This window comes from Cryobacterium aureum, from assembly GCF_002954245.1.
Taxonomy (GTDB): domain Bacteria; phylum Actinomycetota; class Actinomycetes; order Actinomycetales; family Microbacteriaceae; genus Cryobacterium; species Cryobacterium aureum.
The window spans coordinates 18,669-40,367 of the sequence record NZ_PPTG01000025.1 but is presented as its reverse complement, the minus strand read 5'-3'; the positions used below and the strand labels follow the sequence as shown (position 1 = coordinate 40,367).

At 61.9% G+C, this 21,699-nt stretch carries 17 protein-coding genes and 2 pseudogenes; 11 read left to right on the top strand and 8 right to left on the bottom strand.

The window, feature by feature from the left end; translation table 11 throughout:
- Positions 1-270: 270 nt before the first annotated feature.
- Positions 271-1,547: pseudogene (locus CJ028_RS09065) on the top strand (ISL3 family transposase); the annotation flags it as partial.
- A gap of 82 nt (positions 1,548-1,629) precedes the next feature.
- Here CJ028_RS09065 and CJ028_RS09060 read toward each other — a convergent pair.
- A complete protein-coding gene (locus CJ028_RS09060) occupies positions 1,630-2,703 on the bottom strand; it encodes an acyltransferase family protein (protein WP_161498938.1) in 1,074 nt (357 codons plus the stop codon).
- A 240-nt stretch (positions 2,704-2,943) separates the two neighbouring features.
- On the opposite strand from CJ028_RS09060, the pseudogene CJ028_RS22075 reads away from it, so the two are divergent.
- Positions 2,944-3,057: pseudogene (locus tag CJ028_RS22075) on the top strand (IS982 family transposase); the annotation flags it as partial.
- A gap of 64 nt (positions 3,058-3,121) precedes the next feature.
- On the opposite strand, the gene CJ028_RS09050 reads toward CJ028_RS22075, so the two are convergent.
- Positions 3,122-3,394: a hypothetical protein gene (locus CJ028_RS09050; protein ID WP_240607171.1), complete on the bottom strand. Its 273-nt coding sequence runs from the start codon at positions 3,392-3,394 to the stop codon at positions 3,122-3,124.
- Between the two features lie 966 nt (positions 3,395-4,360).
- On the opposite strand from CJ028_RS09050, the gene CJ028_RS09045 reads away from it, so the two are divergent.
- Positions 4,361-4,657, top strand: a complete 297-nt coding sequence (locus tag CJ028_RS09045) for a helix-turn-helix domain-containing protein (RefSeq protein ID WP_105034931.1) — start codon at positions 4,361-4,363, stop codon at positions 4,655-4,657.
- Positions 4,654-5,913: a type II toxin-antitoxin system HipA family toxin gene (locus tag CJ028_RS09040; protein WP_105034930.1), complete on the top strand. Its 1,260-nt coding sequence runs from the start codon at positions 4,654-4,656 to the stop codon at positions 5,911-5,913. The genes CJ028_RS09045 and CJ028_RS09040 overlap by 4 nt, the downstream gene beginning before the upstream one ends.
- Positions 5,914-6,513: 600 nt before the next feature.
- On the opposite strand, the gene CJ028_RS09035 is transcribed toward CJ028_RS09040, so the two are convergent.
- A complete protein-coding gene (locus CJ028_RS09035) occupies positions 6,514-7,431 on the bottom strand; it encodes a DUF2971 domain-containing protein (RefSeq protein ID WP_105034929.1) in 918 nt (305 codons plus the stop codon).
- Between the two features lie 160 nt (positions 7,432-7,591).
- Between CJ028_RS09035 and CJ028_RS20660 the strand changes: the two genes are divergently transcribed.
- Positions 7,592-7,789 carry a hypothetical protein gene (locus CJ028_RS20660; protein ID WP_129590447.1) on the top strand — a complete coding sequence of 66 codons (198 nt, stop codon included), beginning with the start codon at positions 7,592-7,594 and terminating at the stop codon, positions 7,787-7,789.
- A gap of 57 nt (positions 7,790-7,846) precedes the next feature.
- On the opposite strand, the gene CJ028_RS09025 is transcribed toward CJ028_RS20660, so the two are convergent.
- The 5 genes from CJ028_RS09025 to CJ028_RS09005 are packed head-to-tail and all read right to left on the bottom strand — an operon-like array spanning position 7,847 to position 12,680.
- Positions 7,847-8,557 carry an SDR family NAD(P)-dependent oxidoreductase gene (locus CJ028_RS09025; protein WP_205683986.1) on the bottom strand — a complete coding sequence of 237 codons (711 nt, stop codon included), beginning with the start codon at positions 8,555-8,557 and terminating at the stop codon, positions 7,847-7,849.
- 2 nt (positions 8,558-8,559) lie between these two features.
- Positions 8,560-9,324: an SDR family NAD(P)-dependent oxidoreductase gene (locus tag CJ028_RS09020; protein WP_105034927.1), complete on the bottom strand. Its 765-nt coding sequence runs from the start codon at positions 9,322-9,324 to the stop codon at positions 8,560-8,562.
- Entirely contained in the window at positions 9,317-10,723 is a 1,407-nt protein-coding gene (locus CJ028_RS09015) for an MFS transporter (protein ID WP_105034926.1), read from the bottom strand. The genes CJ028_RS09020 and CJ028_RS09015 overlap by 8 nt, the downstream gene beginning before the upstream one ends.
- Complete coding sequence (locus tag CJ028_RS09010; RefSeq protein ID WP_105034925.1) at positions 10,720-11,610, bottom strand: polysaccharide deacetylase family protein; 891 nt, start codon at positions 11,608-11,610, stop codon at positions 10,720-10,722. The genes CJ028_RS09015 and CJ028_RS09010 overlap by 4 nt, the downstream gene beginning before the upstream one ends.
- Positions 11,607-12,680 (bottom strand): asparaginase, encoded by a 1,074-nt coding sequence (locus CJ028_RS09005; RefSeq protein WP_240607170.1) that lies wholly within the window; start codon positions 12,678-12,680, stop codon positions 11,607-11,609. Before CJ028_RS09005 ends, CJ028_RS09010 begins: the two co-directional genes overlap by 4 nt.
- A 200-nt stretch (positions 12,681-12,880) precedes the next feature.
- Here CJ028_RS09005 and CJ028_RS09000 point away from each other — a divergent pair, with 200 nt between their 5' ends.
- From CJ028_RS09000 to CJ028_RS08975, 6 genes are all read left to right on the top strand, one after another.
- Positions 12,881-13,918: a LacI family DNA-binding transcriptional regulator gene (locus tag CJ028_RS09000; protein ID WP_105035134.1), complete on the top strand. Its 1,038-nt coding sequence runs from the start codon at positions 12,881-12,883 to the stop codon at positions 13,916-13,918.
- Between the two features lie 497 nt (positions 13,919-14,415).
- On the top strand, positions 14,416-15,120 hold the full coding sequence (locus CJ028_RS08995; RefSeq protein ID WP_105034924.1) for a DedA family protein: 705 nt from the start codon (positions 14,416-14,418) through the stop codon (positions 15,118-15,120).
- A gap of 110 nt (positions 15,121-15,230) precedes the next feature.
- Positions 15,231-15,983 (top strand): nucleotide exchange factor GrpE, encoded by a 753-nt coding sequence (gene grpE / locus CJ028_RS08990; RefSeq protein WP_105034923.1) that lies wholly within the window; start codon positions 15,231-15,233, stop codon positions 15,981-15,983.
- Positions 15,984-16,051: 68 nt separating this feature from the next.
- Positions 16,052-17,710 carry an Hsp70 family protein gene (locus CJ028_RS08985; protein ID WP_105034922.1) on the top strand — a complete coding sequence of 553 codons (1,659 nt, stop codon included), beginning with the start codon at positions 16,052-16,054 and terminating at the stop codon, positions 17,708-17,710.
- A gap of 69 nt (positions 17,711-17,779) precedes the next feature.
- Complete coding sequence (locus tag CJ028_RS08980; RefSeq protein ID WP_105034921.1) at positions 17,780-20,506, top strand: fibronectin type III domain-containing protein; 2,727 nt, start codon at positions 17,780-17,782, stop codon at positions 20,504-20,506.
- Positions 20,506-21,699: a TRAFAC clade GTPase domain-containing protein gene (locus CJ028_RS08975; protein ID WP_105034920.1), complete on the top strand. Its 1,194-nt coding sequence runs from the start codon at positions 20,506-20,508 to the stop codon at positions 21,697-21,699. Before CJ028_RS08980 ends, CJ028_RS08975 begins: the two co-directional genes overlap by 1 nt.

Below are 21,699 nucleotides of genomic sequence, written 5' to 3'. Positions count from 1 at the left end.
CGGGTGCCCTTGCCGGAATTTTGGGGCCTGCCTAGCAATGTTCTTGAGGAAGTCCATCGGAGGGCCTGCCGGGGGAAGAGAATTTGGCGGAGCATCTGAATCGCCCCATGGATACAAAATTGGCGGAACATTGATGGCTATCGGAAATTGAGAGCGTAGTTGAGGTGAGGGTAATGAGTGAGTCGTGGGGCTGAAAGAGCTAGAGGCCTTCGCCTGGCAGAGGTTCCTACACTGCCCAGCAGGAATGCGTCGACCTGTCCCGACTACTTTTTGAACCCGGATCTGACCACCTTTGCCATCTGGATGAGGTCGGCTTGCGAGCCGTCGGCCAGCACTTCGAGCGCGGTCGTGCGGTGCTCAATCAAGTGCCGCGTCGTCGAGCGTGACGATTGGTGCCACCACTGCGGCTGCCGGGGCGTGACACGCGACACGGCCATCCGTCCCTCGCGCATGAACCATTGGGGTAGCGGCCGACGATCCTGCTCATTCAGGTGCACCGTTACCGGCGTCCCAGGTGCGGGCGAACGTTGCTGCAGGACAGTGGGAATGCGGCACCGCTCAAGCCGATGATCCTCACGGTTGATTCCGATAAGGCGTTGGCCGGGATTGTCGTTAGCTATCTCTCCGTCAGCCGGGTCCCGGCCGGTCTCGGAGCCGCACGTCACACCGCGAACAGCGCCATATTGTCCGGCGGAAAAACGAGTGCTGATCAACGACCCGACACGTTTCCACAACGTCACGGTCATCGGCGTTGACGACCACGTCTGGCACCGCGCCCGCTAGGGCGACAAGATCGTCACGTGATCATCAACCTCACCCCAGTTCGCAATAAACAGCCCCGTCACGGCTGCTGGACATGGTCGAGGGACGGTCGACCAGGTGTGTACGCAATGGTTGGTTGATCGCCTAAAAGGAATGAAAGACTGCATCGACGTCGCCGCGATGTACGGCTTCACTGGCGATGAAACCGCCGCGAGCGAGGATATCCCGGAGGCGGTCCCGGCAATGGAGTCTTTCCACGTCGTGGGTCTCGCTGTCGACGCATTTGGACCGCTGCCGGCCACCCGTTCAACAGCACAATCTCGGCCATCGCGGCCACGTGGGAGATCCGCTCTAAACCGCCCGCCGGACCCTTCACACCTCTCGTGATCTCCTCAACGACTAGCAACAAGTCCGGCTCAGTGCGGTGTTCTACGGCGACGAGCACCTCGAGTTTCAGGGAATTTGGGGGATCTATCAATGTATAGTCGCCGCTTACGGGACCGCAGACGAAAAGAACGGAATGGCCATGATGCACGCGCCGATCAACTCGATCAGGCTCAACGTCCCCCAGCTCCTGACGGAGATTCACCGTCTCGGCCGAACTCTGAAAAAGCTTGTCGCCGATATCTTCGCGTTCTTCGTCCGACCGGGAGCCTCGAACGGGCACGACCGAAGCCATCAACGGAAGGTGAGAGCACCTCCGCGGCAAAACCTTGGACTTCCGAAATCTGACGCAATACGAAGCCCGCTCGCTCCTCAAAGCCGGAGGATTCCAACGCCAACTCCGCCCCCTATTTCGAAGAGTCACATTGATCAAAATGCACCCAGTTTCGGCGCCAGTCGGTTCAACCTGGCCAAGACGGCAGCCTATTGAGGCTGATTCCCCATGGAGTTCATCCGGAACATGATCGTGGCCGTCGTCTCCATTCGCAACCGTAAGGGATTCTCCACAAAACGGAAGTAGAACATTCCGGCACAAATGCCTACCGCGATTGCACCGACGAATACGACTGTCGGGGGAAGGCCGAACGGCATATGCGTGACCGCGGATGAGTAGACCATCAGGGCGAGGACGTGCACGAGGTAAATGGAATATGATGCATCGCCTATGCGGCCACCGATGCGTGCGGCAATCCCCGTGGAAGCTCGCTCAAAAGCAATTACTGCAATGAAGATTGCTGCGCCAGGTACTCCCCACCAGAAGACGCGCTGAAGGCTTAACGTACCATCTACAATATTGGCAACCTCGGAGACGTCGCCGAATCCCATTACGGCTTGCACAATTAGGACAAGGCCACCGCTCAAACCGAGGGCAAGCCAACCTACTCGAGCGGTCGCTAGCGCGCGCCGCTTCCAGAGCGAATACGCACCGATCCCCAGCGCGAACTCAAGGAAGATCGGATTCGTGACCCATTGGAGCAGGAAAATATCGTCCGGCAGCACAAAGCCCAGCCCGACGAGCGCGACGATCCCCAAGGACAGCCATTCGATCTTGTCGCCGAGTCGTAGAAGCACCATCAGGGCAACGAGCAGGTAAAACGTGAACTCGAACGAGAGGGTCCAGCCGACATCCAGGGGAGGCATTGTGAAGGTTGAGGTGTCGAACCAGGGGATAAACAAAAATAGGTTAGCGATGGAAATCGGGTTGATCGAAGCACGTTGAGCAATCGTGATTGCAATAAGAATGAAACTGATGATGATGTATGGCGGCGCAATTCGTAGCCATCGCATCACCAAGAAGTTTTGGGATGCTCGCGGACCATTACGGTTCGCCACCGAATTCGCCATCACAAATCCGCTAATGACGAAGAACAGATCAACCCCGATCGCACCGAAGTTCTCTAAATGCAACCACTGGTTCATAAAGAATCTTTCACCGTGCATGCTAGCTAGGTCAACGGAATGGGCGATAAGAACAAGAACTGCCGCATACCCGCGCATGCTCTGAATGCTGGTCAGTCGCTTTGTCTTCTCACGCTTAGCCCTGAAAGGCATGATTTTCCCCCGTAGTCATACTCGGATTATGCCACTCCAGTATTTCGTCACAACGTCCGGACCCATCGGCTCGACCCCTAGATGAGTGAGTCCTAATCGGTTGGTCGCGCGCCAACCGCTCAGTCCGATCGGACTTTCCCCGCGTTGGCGCTGTTAATCGAAGGCGGAGAGTGTGAAACCCAGTGTGTGAAGACAGACCTCAACACCCTCCTGACCACACTTTACGTCCATCTAGGGGATCGGATCATCCCCGCGCTGGGGTTTTCCAGACGCGGTCGCCCCGGCGGACCACCGGCCCTGACCGGGTCGCGTTGGGCGTTTGGCGGTCTCGGCTTCGCTCGACCAGCGGACGGCCTCGAGTCGTTTACGCGTCTCGTTTGTGACCGTAGCGCTGACGAGCGGCCTCGCTGGAGGTACCCAGCAGGAAGCCAATGAATGCCCACGAGTAGCCGTGCTCCCGCGTGTTCACGACGGCACTGTTGACGGAGCGTTCGGCTTTGGATCGGGCCAACACCGCCTGGCGGAGTTCGGTGAACACCCGCGGGTCTCGTTCGTCGGCAGCTGAGGGCTCATACCGCTCGAAACGCGCGGCGAGTTCGTCGGCCTGGTTGAGAATTTGCTGGACTGTGCGTGGCATGATCATGCCCTCAAGAATTTATCGCGTGCTTTCCTTGCATGGACGATGACGGGAACGTTTATGCCGTTGACAACATCGATCTCGAAAATGAGAGCTGTCCGGACCGGCGGGGTCAGCGATGGGTGAGGCATCGAGGGGAAGCTTGCCCGCGCGCTACTGCGGGGAGTTCGTGAAAACCCGTCAGTCTCGCCCGATTGGGGCACAATCCCACGTCATTTACGTGAAATCAACCGGTAACGATACGGCATCGGGTACGACCTGGGGCTCCGCTAAGGCGACAATCAGTGCCGCCCTGGCAGCCCTCGGTTGTCGGCGGCCATGACAAGCTGCCCATAGGCGGCCACGGAACTGCCCACTGACGGCCAGGAAAACTGCCCGTTGGTGGCCATGAGATCTGCCCACTTCCTTATCTGAACCCGCCCGTTCAAGCGGCGGAACCTCTCCCTGGGGTTTGATTGCGGTATCTAGACGCATCAAACAGCTCAGGAAGAGGCCCACTTATGAAGTTTGTTCTGGAAGTGTCGGCGGCGCGTCCAACGGACGCTGGGGGTTTCGCTGCGATGGGCCCACGGTTGGCGAGTTGAACAGTTGCGCCCAGTGCGGGCGCGTGCCGGGACCCAGCGGTGGCGATCAGCGTCTGGCACAAGGCCAACCGCAGTCCTGCCATCGCTCAACGGCTCAGGGAGATTTCCCCGCACCACTTCATCCTCACCTGTCCTACCCGCGTTTCAGGACTGGATGCGCGGGCAGACCATGGGCGTGTGTCCGGAGCATGGCCCGGCGGTCTACCATTCCGATCCGGAGCGGTTCCTCGCCGAGCGCCCAGTCTTCGACTGATACAGAGGACCAGCTGCGTGCCGATACCAGCGGTCGTCACGAGATTATGGCGTCCAAACAATGAAGACAATATCACCCACTAATCGCTATAATGGAGTCGATACTCGTCAATAATGTCGGAGGTGTCACATGGTGACAGAACTACCTAGTGCCATCATCAGGTCCGCCCGCGAGATCGGCCTGAACTTTGCCGGCTGGCGGAAGATCCTGGGGCTCACCGCCGCCCAGGTCGCAGACCGCGCCGATATTACGAGAGACACGCTTCGTAAGCTTGAGCACGGCGATCCAACCGTGAGCTTCCACGTGGTGCTGCGCGTCTCCCGCGCCCTCGGCCTCCTCGAGACGATCACTATGGCACTGGACCCGCTCGACACCGATCTCGGTCGCGCACGCGCCGGCCAGCTCGAGAGGAAGCGCATCCGATGACCCTCTACGACGCACTCGAAGTGCATCTTGAGCTGGCCGGCGAAACACTGCTTGCTGGCCGCGCGCAGTTTCACCGCAGCCGCGGCAACCTCACCTCGACAACTTTTCAGTACGACCCGGCATATCTCGCTCACACCTCGGCGTACCAGCTCGACCCGGCCCTACAGCTCGTCTCCGGCACCCAACAGACACAGGGCCTGCCTGGAGCATTCTCCGACTCGGTGCCGGATCGCTGGGGACGCAACCTCATCAAGAAGCGAGAGCGAGCCCTTGCGAGACTCGAGTCTCGCCGGCCACGTGATTTCGACGACGCGGACTTCCTGGCCGGGGTCAGCGACGTTACCCGCCAGGGTGCGCTGCGATACCGGGTTGGACCAGGCGCAGGCCCAGCATCGGCCTTCCTCGATCCCGACCACACCGTGCCGCGGCTACTCAGCATTCCGGAACTTCTCCATGCAGCCGACACCGCTGCAAGTGATACTGGCCACGACGGTTACGAGGCCGTGAAGCTGCTCCTGGCAGCGGGAACCGGCTCTCTCGGCGGCGCTCGGCCCAAAGCAGCTGTGCTCGACAGCAACGGCCGCCAGCTCATCGCGAAGTTCCCGCACGTTGCAGACGACTGGGACGTTTCGGCCTGGGAAGCGACGGCACTGGACCTCGCCGCTTCGGCCGGAGTGACTGTTCCGCCCCGAAGGCTCGTTCGTGTCGAGGGGCGGCACGTACTGTTGCTCAATCGGTTCGACCGCACAAAGACGGGCGACCGCATCGGCTACACGAGCGTGATGACTATGCTCGAGCAGCGTGACGGAGATCATGCCGACTACGTCGACATCGCCGACATCCTTGCCGAGGTCAGTGCCCAGGCGAAAGAAGACTCGCGCCAGCTGTTCTGTCGCGTCGCAGTCAGCGTCGGGCTGAACAACACCGATGACCACCTGCGCAACCACGGGTTCCTCCACGGCCGCGGGGGGTGGACGCTCAGTTCGGCGTTCGACGTGAACCCGAATCCGAATCCCGAGCTCCGCCAGACCACGATCGCGGGTGCTGACTCACCCGCTGACGAAGCCGAGGGACTCATGGAGCTCGCCCGTGCCTGTCGGCTCTCCGCAACCGAGGCCAGGGCGGTACTCTCTAACGTTGCCAACGAGATCACCAGGTGGCGAGACATCGCTATCGGCAACGGCGTGCCACAGTCGCAGCTCGCCACGTTCGAGGAGTCATTCGCGAATGGCGTCAGCACCCTGAGAAGAGCCTGACCTGGCTGCTACCGACCATCCAAGCGCGGACTGAACGCTTAACGATCAACCGTGAACCAGCAGACCGACTCCTGCGCGAACGGCTGACGCCCGAGCAAGAATTCGGGCCTTCAAGAATTACTGGCCAACGAACGCCTCCTCGTTTCGCAATTCCACCCGAGCGCGTCGGCATCCCCCAAGACATTCCCGATGCGCTAGCTATGTCGTGGCCCGCAGCACCACCGCAGACCTCTAAGCACTAGCGGCGCTAAGGCTCCTGGCATTGGAACAAGCCGTCAGACTGCCACGTTTGTTGCCTGCTCTTGGTCGACGAAGCGTCTCACTGACGGGCTCGCGTTCATCCGTGGCTGTCTCGAGACGCTCCACAAGCGGGTGCGAAAGCGCAGTAGCCCGCCGACAAAACGCCAGTAATCCCGCCGGGGACAAATGGGCACAAGCGGACGTAGGCTCAAGCCTCAGCCTGTGCCAACAGCTTCTGACGACGCTCGACGGCACCGTGGTGGCTGGCGGAAACTATGGCTATGGACAGCTGAACATCTCGAGTGATCTAACCGGGGTTACGGCAATCGAGGTGCCCGTTTCTTGGTGGCGTCGAAGTGATCACCATGTGAACGGAATATCGCATTCCCTGATATCCACGTGGCCCCAGGCCCCGCGCGCGCCGGTAGTCAGGAGGGATCCAAGACCGTGCCGAGTCTGAGAAACATTGCCGCCCGGCGCGATCGTAATGCTTCGAAGAGCCTCGAATGGGAAGACAACCTTGCGGTAGGCGACCAATGATCCGCTCGCGGACGCGCGGATACTCGGATCGCTGGCGTTATGCTGCGCCTGCACCAGCATTCGGGCTTCCTTTTCGTCGGCGTAGGCATCGTGTTTCACCGCCGAAAGCGTCTTCAGGACTTCCCTGACGAGAGACTCCTGCAGGTCATGGTTGGGGTTGTCAAGACTCACTTGCAATAGATCGTGAAGTATCGACTCAACATGCGCAGCCCCATAGGAGACGTCTTGAATTCTTGCCTCAAGGTGGTAGTTCTCTATGAGTGCGTCCAGCCGTTCCATTTTCTCAAGATCAGCATTTTCACGATCAGACGGCGACGGGAAGCTCTGTCCCATCCACTCTAAAAGCCGCACCTCATCGAACCCGATGCTGAAACCATTTTGTCGAGCGTACATTCTCCAAAGCGTCAAGCTCTGGTCGGAGCGAGAAAAGCTCGTGATAAAAGTACGGTCTTCCCGGTACTGATCAGGCGTGTTTGGATCGACGTAGGACTTCTCAAGCAGGGCGATGGTGGCACTTATGGTGCTGCGCTCGTTCGCGCTGGCATCGAGAAAACGCTCTCTCAGAAGCGACACCAGCACGGCGCTTGCGAAGGTAACCTCTGAGGGGTCATTAAGAAAGTTGGTCTCGGTGGCCCACAGCTCGCGGTTCTGGACAATCCCGATCAGTCCCTGCGCATTCGTGTAATGAAACAGCGTTGGCTCGTTTTCTGGGATCGGTATCCCAACGCCAAGATCCATGGTCAGCCCTCTTTCAGTGCTCTCTCATTATTGCGCGCCGACAGACGGTCGCTGCCGCGCTAGGTGCAGGCCAAGGGCAAGAACCTGCGCAGCGAAACCGTCAGGGTCCTCAGCTTGCGCCCGAGCCTCGAGTGACTGGTGAAGGTGCGGTCCGCTTCGAATGAGAACAGCAAGCCAGACATCTGCCACCGTGGGGCACAAGGCAATCGAGCCGGTGGTACTGGTGACCGACCACCCGGCGGCGAGCGCCGCAATGCGGGGTGTGCCGGGCAACCCGGCACAGACGGCGGTCACCGTCTGTGCCACCAACATCCGCTTTCTCAAGGTGTGTTCGTCGCCCATCACCGCGTCGGGATAGACCGTCGTACCGCATGCTCCGCACACTGTGGGTTCCTAACTGGCCGGATGGGCCGCGTTATTGCATCACATCGCCGGAATTTGGCCCCAGGGTTTGCCCCACGTAGAGGTTTCCTCCGGGCTCGCTAGCGAGCAGCAGCGCTGTGGGGGCGACTTCGGCCGCGCTGCCGAACCGCCCGAGGGGCAGCTCGGCGCGCTTGGCAATCTTCCATTCCTCGGAGATGCCCTGCACGAGCGGGGTTTCGATCGGGCCGGGAGCGATGCTGTTGACGAGTACATTGTCGCCCGCGACTTCCAGCGCCAGCGATTTCGTGAAGGCAACAACCCCGGCCTTGGCAGCCGCGTAGTGACTCAGGCCGGTACCACCCTTAATGGCGAGCTGGGAGGCGATGTTGATGATGCGGCCCCATTTCTGTTGACGCATCTCCCCCACCACCTCCCGGCAGCACAGGAACACCCCGGTGAGGTCGACCGAGAGAGTCTCGTTCCACATTGCAAGGGTCATGTCCTGCATCGGTGACTCGGTGAGCAGGCCGGCACTGTTGACCAGGATGTCGATAGTGCCCAGGCGCTCCCGTGCCAGCGCGAACGCCTCCCGCACGCTGTCTTCCTGCGAGACGTCGACGCCGATTGCTAGTTCGTCGGTGCCCGCGCGATCGAGTATGATCACTCGGTCGCCGTTGGCGATGAACGCTTCAGCGATGGCCCGGCCGATTCCGCTGCTGCCGCCGGTCACGACGACGCCGCGCCCAGTAAGGTTCTGTTGCATTTTCAGGCTCTCATTTTCACGGTGAGTCCGCCGTCGACGATGAGGGACTGGCCGGTGACGTAACCGGCATCTGCCGAGGTGAGAAACGCGATGACGCTCGCCACCTCGGCCGGCGTGCCGACACGACCCCACGGAATGTCCTTGCCGGCCTGAGCGAGACCGTCGGGGCCGAGTGAATTTACCGGGTCGAGTGACTGCGGGGTTTCGATGAGTCCTGGAATGACCGCATTGGCGCGAATTCCCTGTGGTCCCAGTTCCACGGCCACACTGCGGATCAGGCCAAGTACGCCGGCTTTCGCCGCTGCATAGTGCGCGTGGCCTTCCCACCCGTAGACCCCACCGGCGATGGACGAGGTCGCCACCATCGCACCGCCCTCGGTCATGCGATCGGCTGCAGCTCGCAGCGTGCGTAGCACACCGGTGAGGTCGACGTCGAGCATGTCGGTCCAACGAACATCCGTCATCTCGGTGAGGGACGAATTACGTAGGATGCCCGCATTCGCAACCGCATAATCGAGCCGCCCATACTCGTCGACGGCCCGCTGCGCGAAGGCATCGACGGATGCCGTACTGCGTACATCGACCTCGTGTACGACTGTTTCACCGCCGGCTGCTTGCACCAGCCGCAGCGTTTCCTGCGGATCATGCGGGTCTCCCGGAAAAGTACCGATGATGCTGCGCACCCCCTGACCGGCGTAGTGCACGGCGAGGGCCCGGCCGATGCCGCTAGCGGCTCCGGTGATTATCGCGACGCGGGGTTCAGGCACGCTGGCCTTTCAGCTCGTTCTCCGACTCGATGGCGAGCGGAGCTTCTGCCATGGGCTTGGCGGCGAACATCAGTACACCCGAGATAAGGGTGCCGAGGGCGCCAACCCAGAGCGCGGCGGCTCCCGTGTTGGCTCCGGCAGCGACGGCGGTGAAGAGCGCGCCGCCGATGACGATTCCGGGCTGGCTCATCGCGCCGATGAACGCCGTGCCGGTGGCGCGGCAGCTCACCGGGTAGCACTCCGCCATGAAGTACTGAATAGCCGCGTACGGGCCAACGAGAAAGAAGAGGCCGGCGCCGAAGCTCGCGACGATGGTCACGGGGCTGTTAGCGAGGGGGCTCAACATGATGGTGAAGGCGACCGATGCGAGAAGCCAGCCGCTGATGATGGTGCGCTTGCGGCCGATCTTGTCGCCGAGCCACCCGTGAAACACGTAGCCGAAGTAGGCCAGGGCGTTGATGACGATGAGCATCCAGAAGGCATCGGAGAGTTCGACGCCCTTGGCGTTCTTGAGCACGGAGCTTCCCAGAATGCTGAAGATCATGATGCCCATGAAGTTGAAGATCCAGGCGAGCGAGAACACGATCGTGTTGCGGCGCAGCTTCGGCTCCCAGATGAGCTTGAGCGGTGCGGTCGAGGAGTGCTCGACGCCATACGACCCGGCGAGCAGGTGGGCCTCTTCCGTGCGCCCGGCCTTCTCGAGGCGGGTGAGTTCACTGTGCAGTTCGAACTGAGGAGTTTCTTTGAGCTTGCGCGCGATGGCCCACACGATAAGCGCGGCGGGGATGGTAGCCATCAGGTAGAGGGCACGCCAGCCCAGGGTCGGCAGGAAGGCGAGCGCGAGCGCGCTCGCGAGCAGAAAGCCGAGCGGCCAGCCGCCCTGAATGAAGGAGTAGCTAAAGCCGGGGCGCTTGCGCTTCTTCTCGTCTTCGGTGACCTGGTAGACCTCGTTCATGTAGGTCGCGTTGACGGCCTGCTCGGAGAACCCGAGACCGCCAAAGGAACGCACGATCACGAGCAAGCCACTGCTGAGGAAGGCCATTCCGGTGGGGATGATGGCGGTAAGACCGGAGACGATGGCCGTACCACCGACGGTGACCATCATGCCCTTGCGGCGTCCGAGGCGGTCGATGACCGGGCCGACACCGAAGCACACGATCGCGGTGCCCACGGCGATCCAGGTGTTGATCGCGTAGGCTTCCGGCGCTGTCCACCCGAAGGATTCCTGCATGGCAGGAAGGAGGGTGCCGAACAGTCCGTAGTCGAAGACGGCAACGGTCCAGGCCAACAGCGCCAGAATCGTGGCGGTGCGGGTCTGCTTCACGCTGAAGGCGGGAAAACGACGCTTCTCATTGACGGTCGCCGCCGTGAGATCGAGGGTGGGGGATTTCAGTTTCATGCGGAGAGGACCTTTCGGGGGGAACGGGCGAGGAACGAATCTGCAATCTGGTCGAAGGTGTTCCAGCTGACGCCTTCGTGGGAGTTGAAATGCTCGATGAGGCGCTCGAGCATGAGGAGCACTTGCGGTCGTCCTGAGACGTCGGGGTGGATCGTCATCGTGAAGACGGCCTGATCCATTTCTCGGTAGACCCAGTCGAACTGGTCTTTCCACATCTGCTCGATATCGCGCGGGTTCACGAAACCGTGCGAGTTCGGGGCGGCCTTGATGAACATCATCGGCGGCAGGTCATCGAGGTACCAGTTGGCGGGAATCTCGACGAGGTCGGTCTCGGTGCCGCGTACGAGCGGCTCCATCCAGGTCTGGGCGTCCTTGGCGTAGTCGATCTTCTTCCAGCTGTCACCAACGCGCACGTAGTACGGCTCGAAGTCATTGTGCATGAGCGAGTGGTCATATTTGATGCCGCGTTCGAGCAGAATTTCATTGGTCACCGAGGAGAACTCCCACCACGGGGCGACGTACCCCGTGGGCCGGCGGCCCGATACGTTCTCGATCAGTTCAATGGAGCGGTCAAGGATGGCGGTTTCCTGCTCACGGGTCATGGCAATCGGGTTCTCGTGGGAGTACCCGTGCACACCAATCTCGTGGCCCGCAGAGACGATCATTCGGGTCAGCTCAGGGAAAGTCTCGATTGAATGCCCCGGAACGAACCAGGTGGCGGGCAGGTCGTACTTGTCGAACAGGCGAATAAGTCTCGGGCCCCCAACTTCGCCGCTGAACATGCCGCGGGAAATATCGCACGGGGAGTCTTCACCGCCGTAGGAGCCGAGCATTCCGGCGACAGCGTCGACGTCCACTCCAAATGCGATTTGAATATCTTTCTTCATGAATGTGCCTTTCGTGTGGAGTGAACGTACAGAGAATCGGAGATTTTGTCTGGTGCTGGAGCGGCACCGTGTACGGCGAAGGCTTGGGCAATGTCGTCATGGTCGCGGCCGAGCAGCAGGAGCAGGCTCAGCAGAATCATCGACTGCGAGGGCCGAAGGAGGCCAGAAGGAATAGCCCCAGCCGCGACCAGGTCGCGCCCCCCGCCGGCACCATAAACCGGGATAACGGGGCCGGCGCTCACCCGTGTGCTTGTCACAACCACAGTTCCGCGGGCTGTGGCTTCGGCGACGGCGGAGCACAGGGCGGGGTTGGCGTTGCCGCTGCCCGTCGCCTGCAACACAATTCCGCTAGCCCCGGCAGCAACGGATGCCCGCAGCAAGACACCGTCAGCCCCCGGGTAGGCAGAGATCACGTCGACCCGCAAAGTCTGGTCGCGCGGGCCGGCTGGGAGCGGAAGTGGCGGCATCCGCTGGTTATGGCCGGTAATGATGACGTCACCGACGGTTGTCACGACACCCGCCGAGCCGAAATCGGGGTTGGTGAAGGCATCGAGGGCGAAGGTTTGCGCCTTACGCACGCCACGTGCCGCAAAGATTTCGCCGGCAAAGACGATGAGCGCCCCGAGACCAGCTGCGGCGGGCGACCCGGCCACCGCGATTGCAGCGGCCAGATTTGCGGGGCCGTCGGGATTGGCTGCGTCGGCGGACTTCTGGGCCCCGGTGAACACCACCGGGCTCAGGTTGTCATGGGTGAGGTCGGCCAGATACGCAGTCTCTTCCATGGTGTCGGTGCCGTGAGTGACGACGACGCCGCGCACCGTTGGATCGGCGAGGGTGATCTTGATCTGTGCGCAGATCGCGATCATGTCATGGAGGGTAAGCAGGTACGACCCCTCACAGGCGACATCAATGACCCGCACCGGATAGGCCGGTGCCGCTGTGAGCGCACCAAGAATTTGCGACCCGGCATCCGCCGCGACAGCGGCACCACCTTCGGCTGAGTGGGCTCGTGAGGAGATCGTTCCCCCGGTCGCCAGCAGCACCACGTGAGTGCCGGCACGATCTGTCATGTTTTCTCCGAAAGTCGTTACCCAATCGATTGGGTTGAAATAAAAGGCTATTCACCCAATGTTTCAGCCGACTGCACGCTTCGTTGCGGGTAAGTAACGTCTCCTACCCAATCGTTTGGGTAGTGAGGTGTTCAAACTATAGAATGGGATCAGCAGGCGCGTCAAGCTTCATCTCGGGAATGGAAACTGGAGACAGCGACATGACAGACATCAGACCGGGGTCGGTCACCCTCAAAGACCTGGCGGCCGAACTCGGTTTGCATCCGTCCACGGTGTCTCGAATTCTGCACGGGGAATCCGACACGGCGCGCGGGGCTGCCGCTCCAGCTACGGCCCAGCGCGTGCGGGATTTGGCTAAAAAGGTGGGGTACTCCCCCGACCCCCAGGCCGCCAGCCTTCGCACCCGGCGCACTCGTCTGCTCGGCGTGATCGTTCCGCGCCTCTCGGACCTCGTTCTGGCCGTCATGTACGAGGGAATCGAAGAGGCGGCAGACGACGCCAGTTATTCCACCTTCGTCATGAACTCCCGCGACGATACGGCGATGCAGCGGCGCAAAGTGGAGGTGATGTTGTCGCGGCGGGTGGACGGCCTGATCATCGGTGATGCGCATCTCGATGGGGACATTCTTGACGAGCTCACCGCACGCCAGGTGCCCTTCGTACTCATGAACCGCGCGGTTGCCGGATTCACCTCGGCGACCTGCGACGACACTCTCGGCGGCGCACTCGTGGCCCAGCACCTGTGGGACCGAGGCCACCGAGTTGTCTCCGTCATCGCCGGTGAGAAATATGCCAGCACCGCGGTCGATCGAACCAGCGGTTTCGTCGCACGTTTTCGCGCTCTTGGCGGGGCGATTCCCGAGAGCGCGATTGTTTGGGCTCCATTTGACACGATGGGCGGTCGGACCGCGGCCGAGACTATTCTGCGCAACACAGATCGTCGCCCGAGCGCGATCTTTGCCGTCAACGACTTCGCCGCCATCGGCGCCATGGGCGCGGCGAATTCTCTTGGTCTGCTGGTAGGCAGGGAACTGGCGATTGTGGGATTCAACGACACGTCGCTGGCTGCGCAACTGCCCATCGCTCTGTCGTCGGTGAGGTCACCGATGCTCGACATTGGCCGGGAGGCCGTCAAGCTGCTCCTCGGCGTACTCAATGCCGACCGGGTGGAGTCGGTTCGGCTCGCGCCCACCTTGTGTGTGCGCGCCAGCAGTGATTTTGAGTGGACTGCGAAGTAGGGATGGCCGCTCGCGTCTCTGGGGCGAGCGATGGCTGGGCAACAGAGCGAGGCCGCTGAGCTCGACTTGCGGGCGGAGAGCTTGCCGAGATCAGCCAGGGGTTTCTCGAGGAACGGATACTGGGTGTTGTTTCGCAGTATGCGCATCCAGCCGAATCCATCAAGCTCGGCTTTCTTTGGCGGTACGAGTTGCGCCCGAACGGCTTCCTCCACCGCCTTGTGACCCCCTTTCGTCGTTGCCCGGAGCCGCGGGTTCTCGAGTACAGCCGACAGAGCCTTGCGGCAAGAATCGTAAGCCATCGCGAAACTGCCGGTGGGGTCGGTAACCGCGGTCAGCCGGGAACACGAGAGGTGCCGAAATCGAAATCTGCAGGGCTCGTCACCAATGTCGTAGCCACGGTGTGCGCGCCAAAATGGCTGGTCGACTTCGCGCCGCACTCGAATATGGCCCCCAATCGGGCGGCAACGAGCATCGCGCGCTCGTGAAACTATGGCTGCATGCAGGGGCTCATAGATTCGATCACCGACTGGCTCGAATCGCTGAGCCAATTTGCGGGAGGGGGGCTCGACACAATCCAAGCGATCGACCCTCTGCTCCGCACGCTGATCGCGGGAACCGCCACAGCACTGGAGATGTTCATCGTCACCGGGCTCTTTGTGCCTGGCGACACCATCGTCTTGCTGGCTGCGGCATCAGCGGGCAGCCCCGCGGCATCCGTCGTACTCGGAATTGTCGTCGCGATCGGCTCGTTGCTCGGCGAAGTCGCCGGATACCTGCTGGGCCGCTGGGCCGGCGGCACTCGGTGGGGCGAACGCCTGAGCCGACGATTCGACCACGGCCGCCTGGCGTCGGCCGGCACGTTCCTGAGCGAGCGCGGCGGCCCGGCCATTCTCGCAGCGCGCTTCATGCCGGTGTTTCGCACCGTGATGCCCTTCGTCGTGGGCCTGAGCGGATTTCCATTTCGCCGGTTTCTCGCCTGGGCAACGCCCGCCTCAGTGGCATGGTCGGCTACGTACGTCACCCTGTATTGGTTCGCTGCCGCCCCGCTGAGAGACGGCACTGGATCGGTCGTTTTGACCGCAAGTCTGGTATTGCTCGGGCTGCTGCTTTTTGCAGCGTCAGCGTCGCTGCAGCATGTGGTCGCGCCGAAGCGACCGCGACACTCAAACCCGCCGACACCCCCAATACAGGGTTTGTTGTAACACACGTCACCTCGAGTCGCGATTCCCGCTAAGTTGTTGCCATGCAGCCTGCGCCGCTCCAAAAAACACCCGAAGTGATTTCAGAGAAACACGACGCACCCCCAGAATCAATGGATACACCAGCGGATGCCGTCGGCCCTGCGGAGCACACCGAAGAGTTCGGGGCGCAGGATGAAACAGCTGAGGCCGAACCGGCGGAGGACACCGCGGTGAGCGAGCCGCCGGCCACGAATCTCAGCGATATCGTGGGCGCTTTGGAAGCGCTATCGCTGTCGGTCGAGCGATTGAGCGACCGGGCCCGCAGCGACCAAGACATCATCACGCGCATGCAGCATCGAATCGATGAACTACAGGGTGATCAAATGCGGGCGCTCATGGGCCCCGCCGTATCCGAACTGGCCAAGTTGCACGCAGAGGTACTGGCCTCTGCCGATCTTGACTATGCGCGACTGGGCGTCGAGCGGGTGCAGGCTGAACTAGCCCGCACCGCCGATGGCGTCATCGACGCGATCAATGTGTTGGGTGCCGACTCCATTGACGCCCAGCTTGGCGAAGCGTTCAACTCGCAACTCCACACCGCCGTTCGGCGCGTCCCCACCAACTCAGCGAAACTCGACCGCACCATCGCCGAAGTTCAACGACAGGGTTTTCGATTCGAGGGTGTGGCCAAGCCAGCGTTGTATGCCCGCGTGAAGGTCTTCGCTTTCGAGGCAGAACCGGAAGCACTCGCCGAGGTCGTTCTGGACCACGCTAAACCGGAGTTTCCCGAGGCAACTCCGCAGCCTTTGCCGGCGCCGATCGCTGCCGTGGCTGTGCCCGCCGAAAGCCTCGACCTACCGTTCGAAGACATCGGCCTCCCCTGACGCTGGGCTGAGGCACCACCCGCACAGTAAACCCACCAATTCTTCGTCGCACCAGGACCAGAGGACCCATGACTGATAAAGAGCAGGTATTCGGCATCGATCTCGGCACCACCTATTCCGTGATTGCGTTCATCAACGACTTCGGGCAGGCCGAAGTCATTCGCAACCGCGAGGGCGAGGAAACGACACCGTCGGTGGTTTACTTCGAAAGTGCGACCAGCTTCGTAGTGGGCAAGGAGGCCAAGAACGAGATCGTGGCCCACCATGACGCGACCGTCTCGCTCATAAAACGCAGCATGGGCACCGACTTTCCCCTGCAGTTCTTCGGAACGGAGTTTCGCCCGGAGTCGATTTCGGCCCTGATTCTCAAAGACCTGGTCGAGTTCGCGCAGCAGGCCACGGGCATCGACACCAACAAGGTCGCGATCACCGTACCCGCGTACTTCGGGCGCGGCGAAACGGCGGCGACACGGCAGGCTGCCGAAATCGCGGGTCTCGAGGTCGTCGGCATAATCACGGAACCCGTGGCCGCAGCGCTGTCAGTGGGCGTCACGGGCGACAAAGCAGAAACCCTCTTCGTGTACGACCTCGGTGGAGGAACCTTCGACTGCACAGTTTTGGAATTCTCACCGGGCACGGGCGACAGTTCCGGAGCAACCAGCGGAACCGTGATGGAGGTGCTGGCGATTGACGGCCACCGCAGCCTCGGCGGCGCTGACTGGGATCAGCGGCTGTTCGAACTGGTCAAGGCGAAATTCATCGCACAGGCGGGTTTGGGCGATGAAGACCCGACCGAGGACGAGGATTTCGTGCAAAAGCTCACGAACGAGGTCGAGGACCTCAAGAAGTCGCTGTCGCGCAAGGAGAAAGCGGGAGCATCACTTCGATACGGCGATGTCGCACTGAAGGTTGAGGTAACCCGGGCGGAATTCGAGACGGCGACGCGCACCCTGGTCGACCAGACCCTCGACATTGTGCGGCGCACGCTCGCGACGGCTCAGCAGAAGCGCCCTGACCTGAAGCTCGAGGAGGTGCTGCTCGTGGGCGGGTCGTCCAAGATGCCGATGATTCAAGCCTCACTGGAGAACGAGATGGGATGGTCGCTGCGCAAGACCGACCTCGATCTTGCCGTCGCGAAAGGCGCAGCGATCTACGGGCAAGGCATTTCACTTCGCCCGCCGACCCCAACGCCCGTGGGCGGAACGGATGACACCGGCACCGAAGAACGCAAGCTGGCCCCCGATGTCATTATCTTCAACGGTGAAGAGCTGGAGATCCGCAATGCGCTCTCCCGCAGTCTGGGCCTGCGCTGGGTGCGCGAAAGCGCTGCCGTTCCGGGAGAGTGGGAGCATTTCATCGGCTTCGTGGCCCACCAACAGGAGTCATTGCCACTTCGCAGGCCGTTCACCGGATTCGCCGCGCAGGACAATACCACCAACCTCACTATTCGCATCTACGAGCAAATAAGCGGCGTGGAAGACGAAAACCCCAAGTCGAACACGGAGGTCACGCCGACAAGCGGTGCCACTCTAACGAACCTCCCAAATCTACCGGCCCATTCGGCGATCGAATTCGAGCTCAGCATCAGTAGCCAGGGAGAAGCGCAACTTTCCGCGTTCGAGCCCATCAGTAACCAGCGAATCGACCTGCCCATCACGCTCTCTGTCATGCAGGCGGCGGATGTCGCCAAAGCAAAACAAGCCGTGGAAGGCATGGTGCGCGCCTAGTTTCTTGCGATAGACCTCATCGGCCTCGGCCCAAGCATCGTAACAACGATCTACAACGGAGAGTCAGAGATGGCGTTCGACAGCACTGACTATCGCAAGCGGGTACTGTCACCCTTCGCGAAAAGGCGGATCGGCGAGGTACAGTCCGCGATCCGCGAGTTGGATCAGAATCCGGCCCTCACCATGGTGACGGCCGTTGACATCGCCGAGTTCTACGACGTGGCGACTTTCGCGAACGACGATGAGGCCGCCAAGCACATCGCTGCTGTTGAAGACTGCCTCAACAAAGCACAGCTCAATGCTGCGTTGAAGACGGCAGCGCCCAACCTGATCGGGCTTCACCAGCGACTCGCCCAACGTTTTCCCACCCTGCGCACGAAGGCCTTTTGGGACGAAACACTCGGGCAGCGCGCCCAACGCGCGCAGCGGGGTTTCGCCGAATTCGGCAAGATCGCAGCGGCCGAGTTCAAGACGCTCGGCGTCGTGACCGCCGCACGGCTCAGACAGGCCGCGAAGGCGTCGGGGATCAACGACGCTGTCACTGATGCTGAGCTCGCGGAGGCGGTCGGCATCGGCGGCGTCGTGGTCGTGGCCGAACTGCCCGCAATCACGACAGCGCCCGACGTACTCAAGGAAGTCAGCGACGGCATCAACCAGACATCCTGCCGCAGCGTGCTCACGGCCATCTTCGTGAAGCAGGGCGAGCCGGAGCATTTCCGCCTCATCGACGGGTTCCAGGCCGGATCCGGCGCGATGCTGACGATGGCAACTCTCAGGGACTCTCGCGCTCAGATCGACCGCCTGCCACCCACTGCCGAGAACATCGCGATGGGCACGGTTCTTGGAGCCATCGGCGGAGCCGTGACAACCGATGCGGAACTTCATCAACTCGTGCTGGGAACGTTCATTGAGCGCGGCCAACGGCTCGTGCGCACCCTCCCCCTGCTTCTGGCAGCGGTCAGGGAACTCGAGCGCAGTGGTTTGGATCGCGGCGATGCCGCCCGGATCGTTCAGGCCGCCGGATCCGCTGACGGTGGAACGCCGGTGCGCACGTACCGAGAGGTGCAGGAATGCGTCGTGGCCGGCCGGCTCAAGGATGCTCGGCGCATCTACGAGTCAATCTTCGCGGAGACGAACGGGTCCGAGACCGACGTGCAAAAATCGGCGCTCGCCATCGTGACCCGCACCGAACTCAGAGTCGCCGAGCTGCGCGCACTGGCCCAGCAAGCCGTCGGGGACGGCGACGTCGAAACCGCCCGCGTGGCGCTGAACGATGCACTGACCATCTGCACCGACGACGACGACCTCGCGGCTGTCGCCCAGGCGCTGCCGCCAGCGCCGCCGCTCAACTTTGTCGTCGTCATGCACCAGAACGGCGCGGGAGTCGAGCTCACCTGGGCGCCTGGATTCGGTTCTACCGAAGATGTACGCTACCGGGTCATCCGCAAAGTCGGATCTGCGCCGCAGAACAGCCAGGACGGCACCGCGCTCGGCTCTGGCCTGACGGCGACCAGGCTGGAGGACACGGAACCGCCGGTGGCGACCACGGTGTTCTACGCCGTTGCAGCATCGCGCGGTGGCGGATTCTCTCCTGTCGTGGCGGCGTCAATCATCGTGCTTCCGCAGGTCTCCGAAGTGCGTGTTTCAGCGGATGACACCAGCGTCACACTGCGCTGGAGGACGCCAGCGGATGCCCGACTCGTGGAGGTGACGCAGACGGCCCCGGACGGACACACCACCAGGATAAAGATCGGAGCGCAGAGTGGAGCCACCTCCACGGGACTGACGCTCGGAGCAACGTATACCTACCTCATTACCGCGGTGTACGCCGGTTCTGCGGGCGGCGACCTGCGATCCCCCCAGGTGCGGGTGACGGGGGTTCCCCGTGGCGAGGCGCGAGCGGTGGCCTCATACACTCTGCGAGCGGTCAGCGCGGGAGATACCCAGGAGGTTCAAGCCCTCTGGTCGGCGATCGCCGGTTACACCGTCGAAGTGTGGCATTTCGCCCAACGCCCGCCCTGGTCCTTCCGCGATCGGGTACCCATGAAGAGCGTGCGCGAAGCCGGAACGCAGCTGGCGGGACGGGCACCCGCGACGGGACAGCGCCAACAGAGCGTGAGCGGAACGACGACCGACGGACTGCGCTTCTACCTCGCGCTCACCCGAGACGGTGAGGACGCCATCATCGGCCAGTTGCAGACTTTCGGAACCGCTCCGGCTGTGGTGAATGTGCGTGCTCAACGGTTCGGCGAGCAGGTCGTGCTCGCCTGGGAGTGGCCGGACGATCGTTATGAGGCGCTCGTGCGCTGGCAGTCCGGGGATCGTGCCGGTGAAAGCAGGATCTCACCGACGACCTATCGCGAGCACGGAGGCTGCCGGATCGACATCGGGCGTTCGGGCGGAAAAATTGAAGTGCTGACTATCGCCTCCGATGGCGAGACGGACTGGCTGTCGTCTCCCGTGGTCGTGACGGTCGTCGGCACGTCGTCAGTCTCGTATGACATCGATTTTCAGAGGCGGTTCTTCGGTCCACCCAACTCCGCGACGCTCAGATTCACGAGCGCGAACCCGATGGAGCCGTTCGACGTGGTCGTCGTCAAACAACTCGGAAAATTTATGCCCTTCGACCAGACCCAGGGCTCGGTCGTCGCTCGCACCACGGTTATGCCGCACGGCGGCGCATCCGTCATAGTCGCGCTGCCGCCGACCAAGGGCACTTTCTGGGTGCGCGCCTTCTCGACCACTCCCGGCGTACACCTCGTCGATCCGTCGCCAACCCGAATGAAAGTGGAATGATGGCTCTCCCATTTCTCGGCACGAAGACCGCCCCCTGCCCCTACTGCTACACCAGGATCGACCCGAAGAACCTCTCGTACCGGTGCTGGGGCCAGCCTGCGGCCGGAAAAACGGCCTGCACGGTGTCGGAGGACCCCGACCGCGTGCGAATCCTGGGCGACCATGAGCCAGTACGAAAGTCGTTCACTTCGCAGAGCCGCCAGGGCTTGCTCGCGGTGCGTCCGGCGTGCCCGGACTGCGGAGGATCAACCGGCACCCGCGTGTGTCCCAACTGCCACTCGGTACTCCCAGACAATTTCACTACTGACAGCCCACTTTTCGGCATCGTCGGCGTGCGTGGCTCCGGTAAAACTGTCATGCTCACCGTTCTGGGCAAGGAGCTCACGCAGAGCGTCGCCCGCCGATTCGACGCGAGCATCGACTCCGTCGGTTCGTCACCGCTGCTGACGTATCTTGACAATGCCCGGAAGGAAATGGATTCCGGCGGACTGCTTCCGGGGCAGACGGCGGCCGCCCAACGGGTACCGGCCGTGTATACGATCACGCTCCGCAAGGAGGGGCTCGCCGGGATCAAACAGACCGTGTCCACGATCTTCTCCTTCTACGACACGGCGGGGGAAAACCTCACAACGCCGGATCGCGCGCGCGACCTGCACTACCTCGAAGCGTCGAATGGTGTCATCCTGCTGATCGACCCGTTCGGCTTCGCCGCAAATCGCGACGACGCGCTGCGCCGAGGAGTCGACGCGGAGTCCCTGGCCGATGAGCCACGGACCATACTGCGCGCGCTCACCGATGTGCTGCGGGAATCCGAACTTCTCAAGCCGAACAAGAAGATCAAAAAGCCTGTTGCCGTCGTGCTCGCTAAAATCGACGCCTTCTACGATGAGCTTCCACCCGACAGCCCCATCCGCCAGCCCTCGTCGGGTGAACCGCTGTTCGACGAGCAGGAGTCGAAAGCCTTACACGACTATGTGGCCGGATTGATCAACAAATGGGGAGGTGACGACCTCTTGCGCATACTCGACCACAACTATCAGACGTATCGATTCTTCGTAGCGTCGGCTCTTGGCGCAGAACCCAACTATCGGAGTGCCACGGTGAGCAGCCGTGGTATCCAGCCGCACCGGGTCGCCGAGCCGCTGCTCTGGCTCATGGCACGCAAGTCGCTTGTCGGCGTGACGAAGGCCTGA

Coding starts and splice junctions, on each gene's coding strand:
- CJ028_RS09000 (WP_105035134.1), top strand. CDS start 12,881: ATGACAGACATCAGACCGGGGTCGGTCACCCTCAAAGACCTGGCGGCC.
- CJ028_RS09010 (WP_105034925.1), bottom strand. CDS start 11,610: ATGAAGAAAGATATTCAAATCGCATTTGGAGTGGACGTCGACGCTGTC.
- CJ028_RS09025 (WP_205683986.1), bottom strand. CDS start 8,557: ATGCAACAGAACCTTACTGGGCGCGGCGTCGTCGTGACCGGCGGCAGC.
- CJ028_RS09005 (WP_240607170.1), bottom strand. CDS start 12,680: ATGACAGATCGTGCCGGCACTCACGTGGTGCTGCTGGCGACCGGGGGA.
- CJ028_RS09060 (WP_161498938.1), bottom strand. CDS start 2,703: ATGCGCGGGTATGCGGCAGTTCTTGTTCTTATCGCCCATTCCGTTGAC.
- grpE (WP_105034923.1), top strand. CDS start 15,231: ATGGATACACCAGCGGATGCCGTCGGCCCTGCGGAGCACACCGAAGAG.
- CJ028_RS08980 (WP_105034921.1), top strand. CDS start 17,780: ATGGCGTTCGACAGCACTGACTATCGCAAGCGGGTACTGTCACCCTTC.
- CJ028_RS09015 (WP_105034926.1), bottom strand. CDS start 10,723: ATGAAACTGAAATCCCCCACCCTCGATCTCACGGCGGCGACCGTCAAT.
- CJ028_RS08995 (WP_105034924.1), top strand. CDS start 14,416: ATGCAGGGGCTCATAGATTCGATCACCGACTGGCTCGAATCGCTGAGC.
- CJ028_RS09045 (WP_105034931.1), top strand. CDS start 4,361: ATGGTGACAGAACTACCTAGTGCCATCATCAGGTCCGCCCGCGAGATC.
- CJ028_RS08975 (WP_105034920.1), top strand. CDS start 20,506: ATGGCTCTCCCATTTCTCGGCACGAAGACCGCCCCCTGCCCCTACTGC.
- CJ028_RS09040 (WP_105034930.1), top strand. CDS start 4,654: ATGACCCTCTACGACGCACTCGAAGTGCATCTTGAGCTGGCCGGCGAA.
- CJ028_RS20660 (WP_129590447.1), top strand. CDS start 7,592: ATGAGAACAGCAAGCCAGACATCTGCCACCGTGGGGCACAAGGCAATC.
- CJ028_RS09050 (WP_240607171.1), bottom strand. CDS start 3,394: ATGCCACGCACAGTCCAGCAAATTCTCAACCAGGCCGACGAACTCGCC.
- CJ028_RS09035 (WP_105034929.1), bottom strand. CDS start 7,431: ATGGATCTTGGCGTTGGGATACCGATCCCAGAAAACGAGCCAACGCTG.
- CJ028_RS08985 (WP_105034922.1), top strand. CDS start 16,052: ATGACTGATAAAGAGCAGGTATTCGGCATCGATCTCGGCACCACCTAT.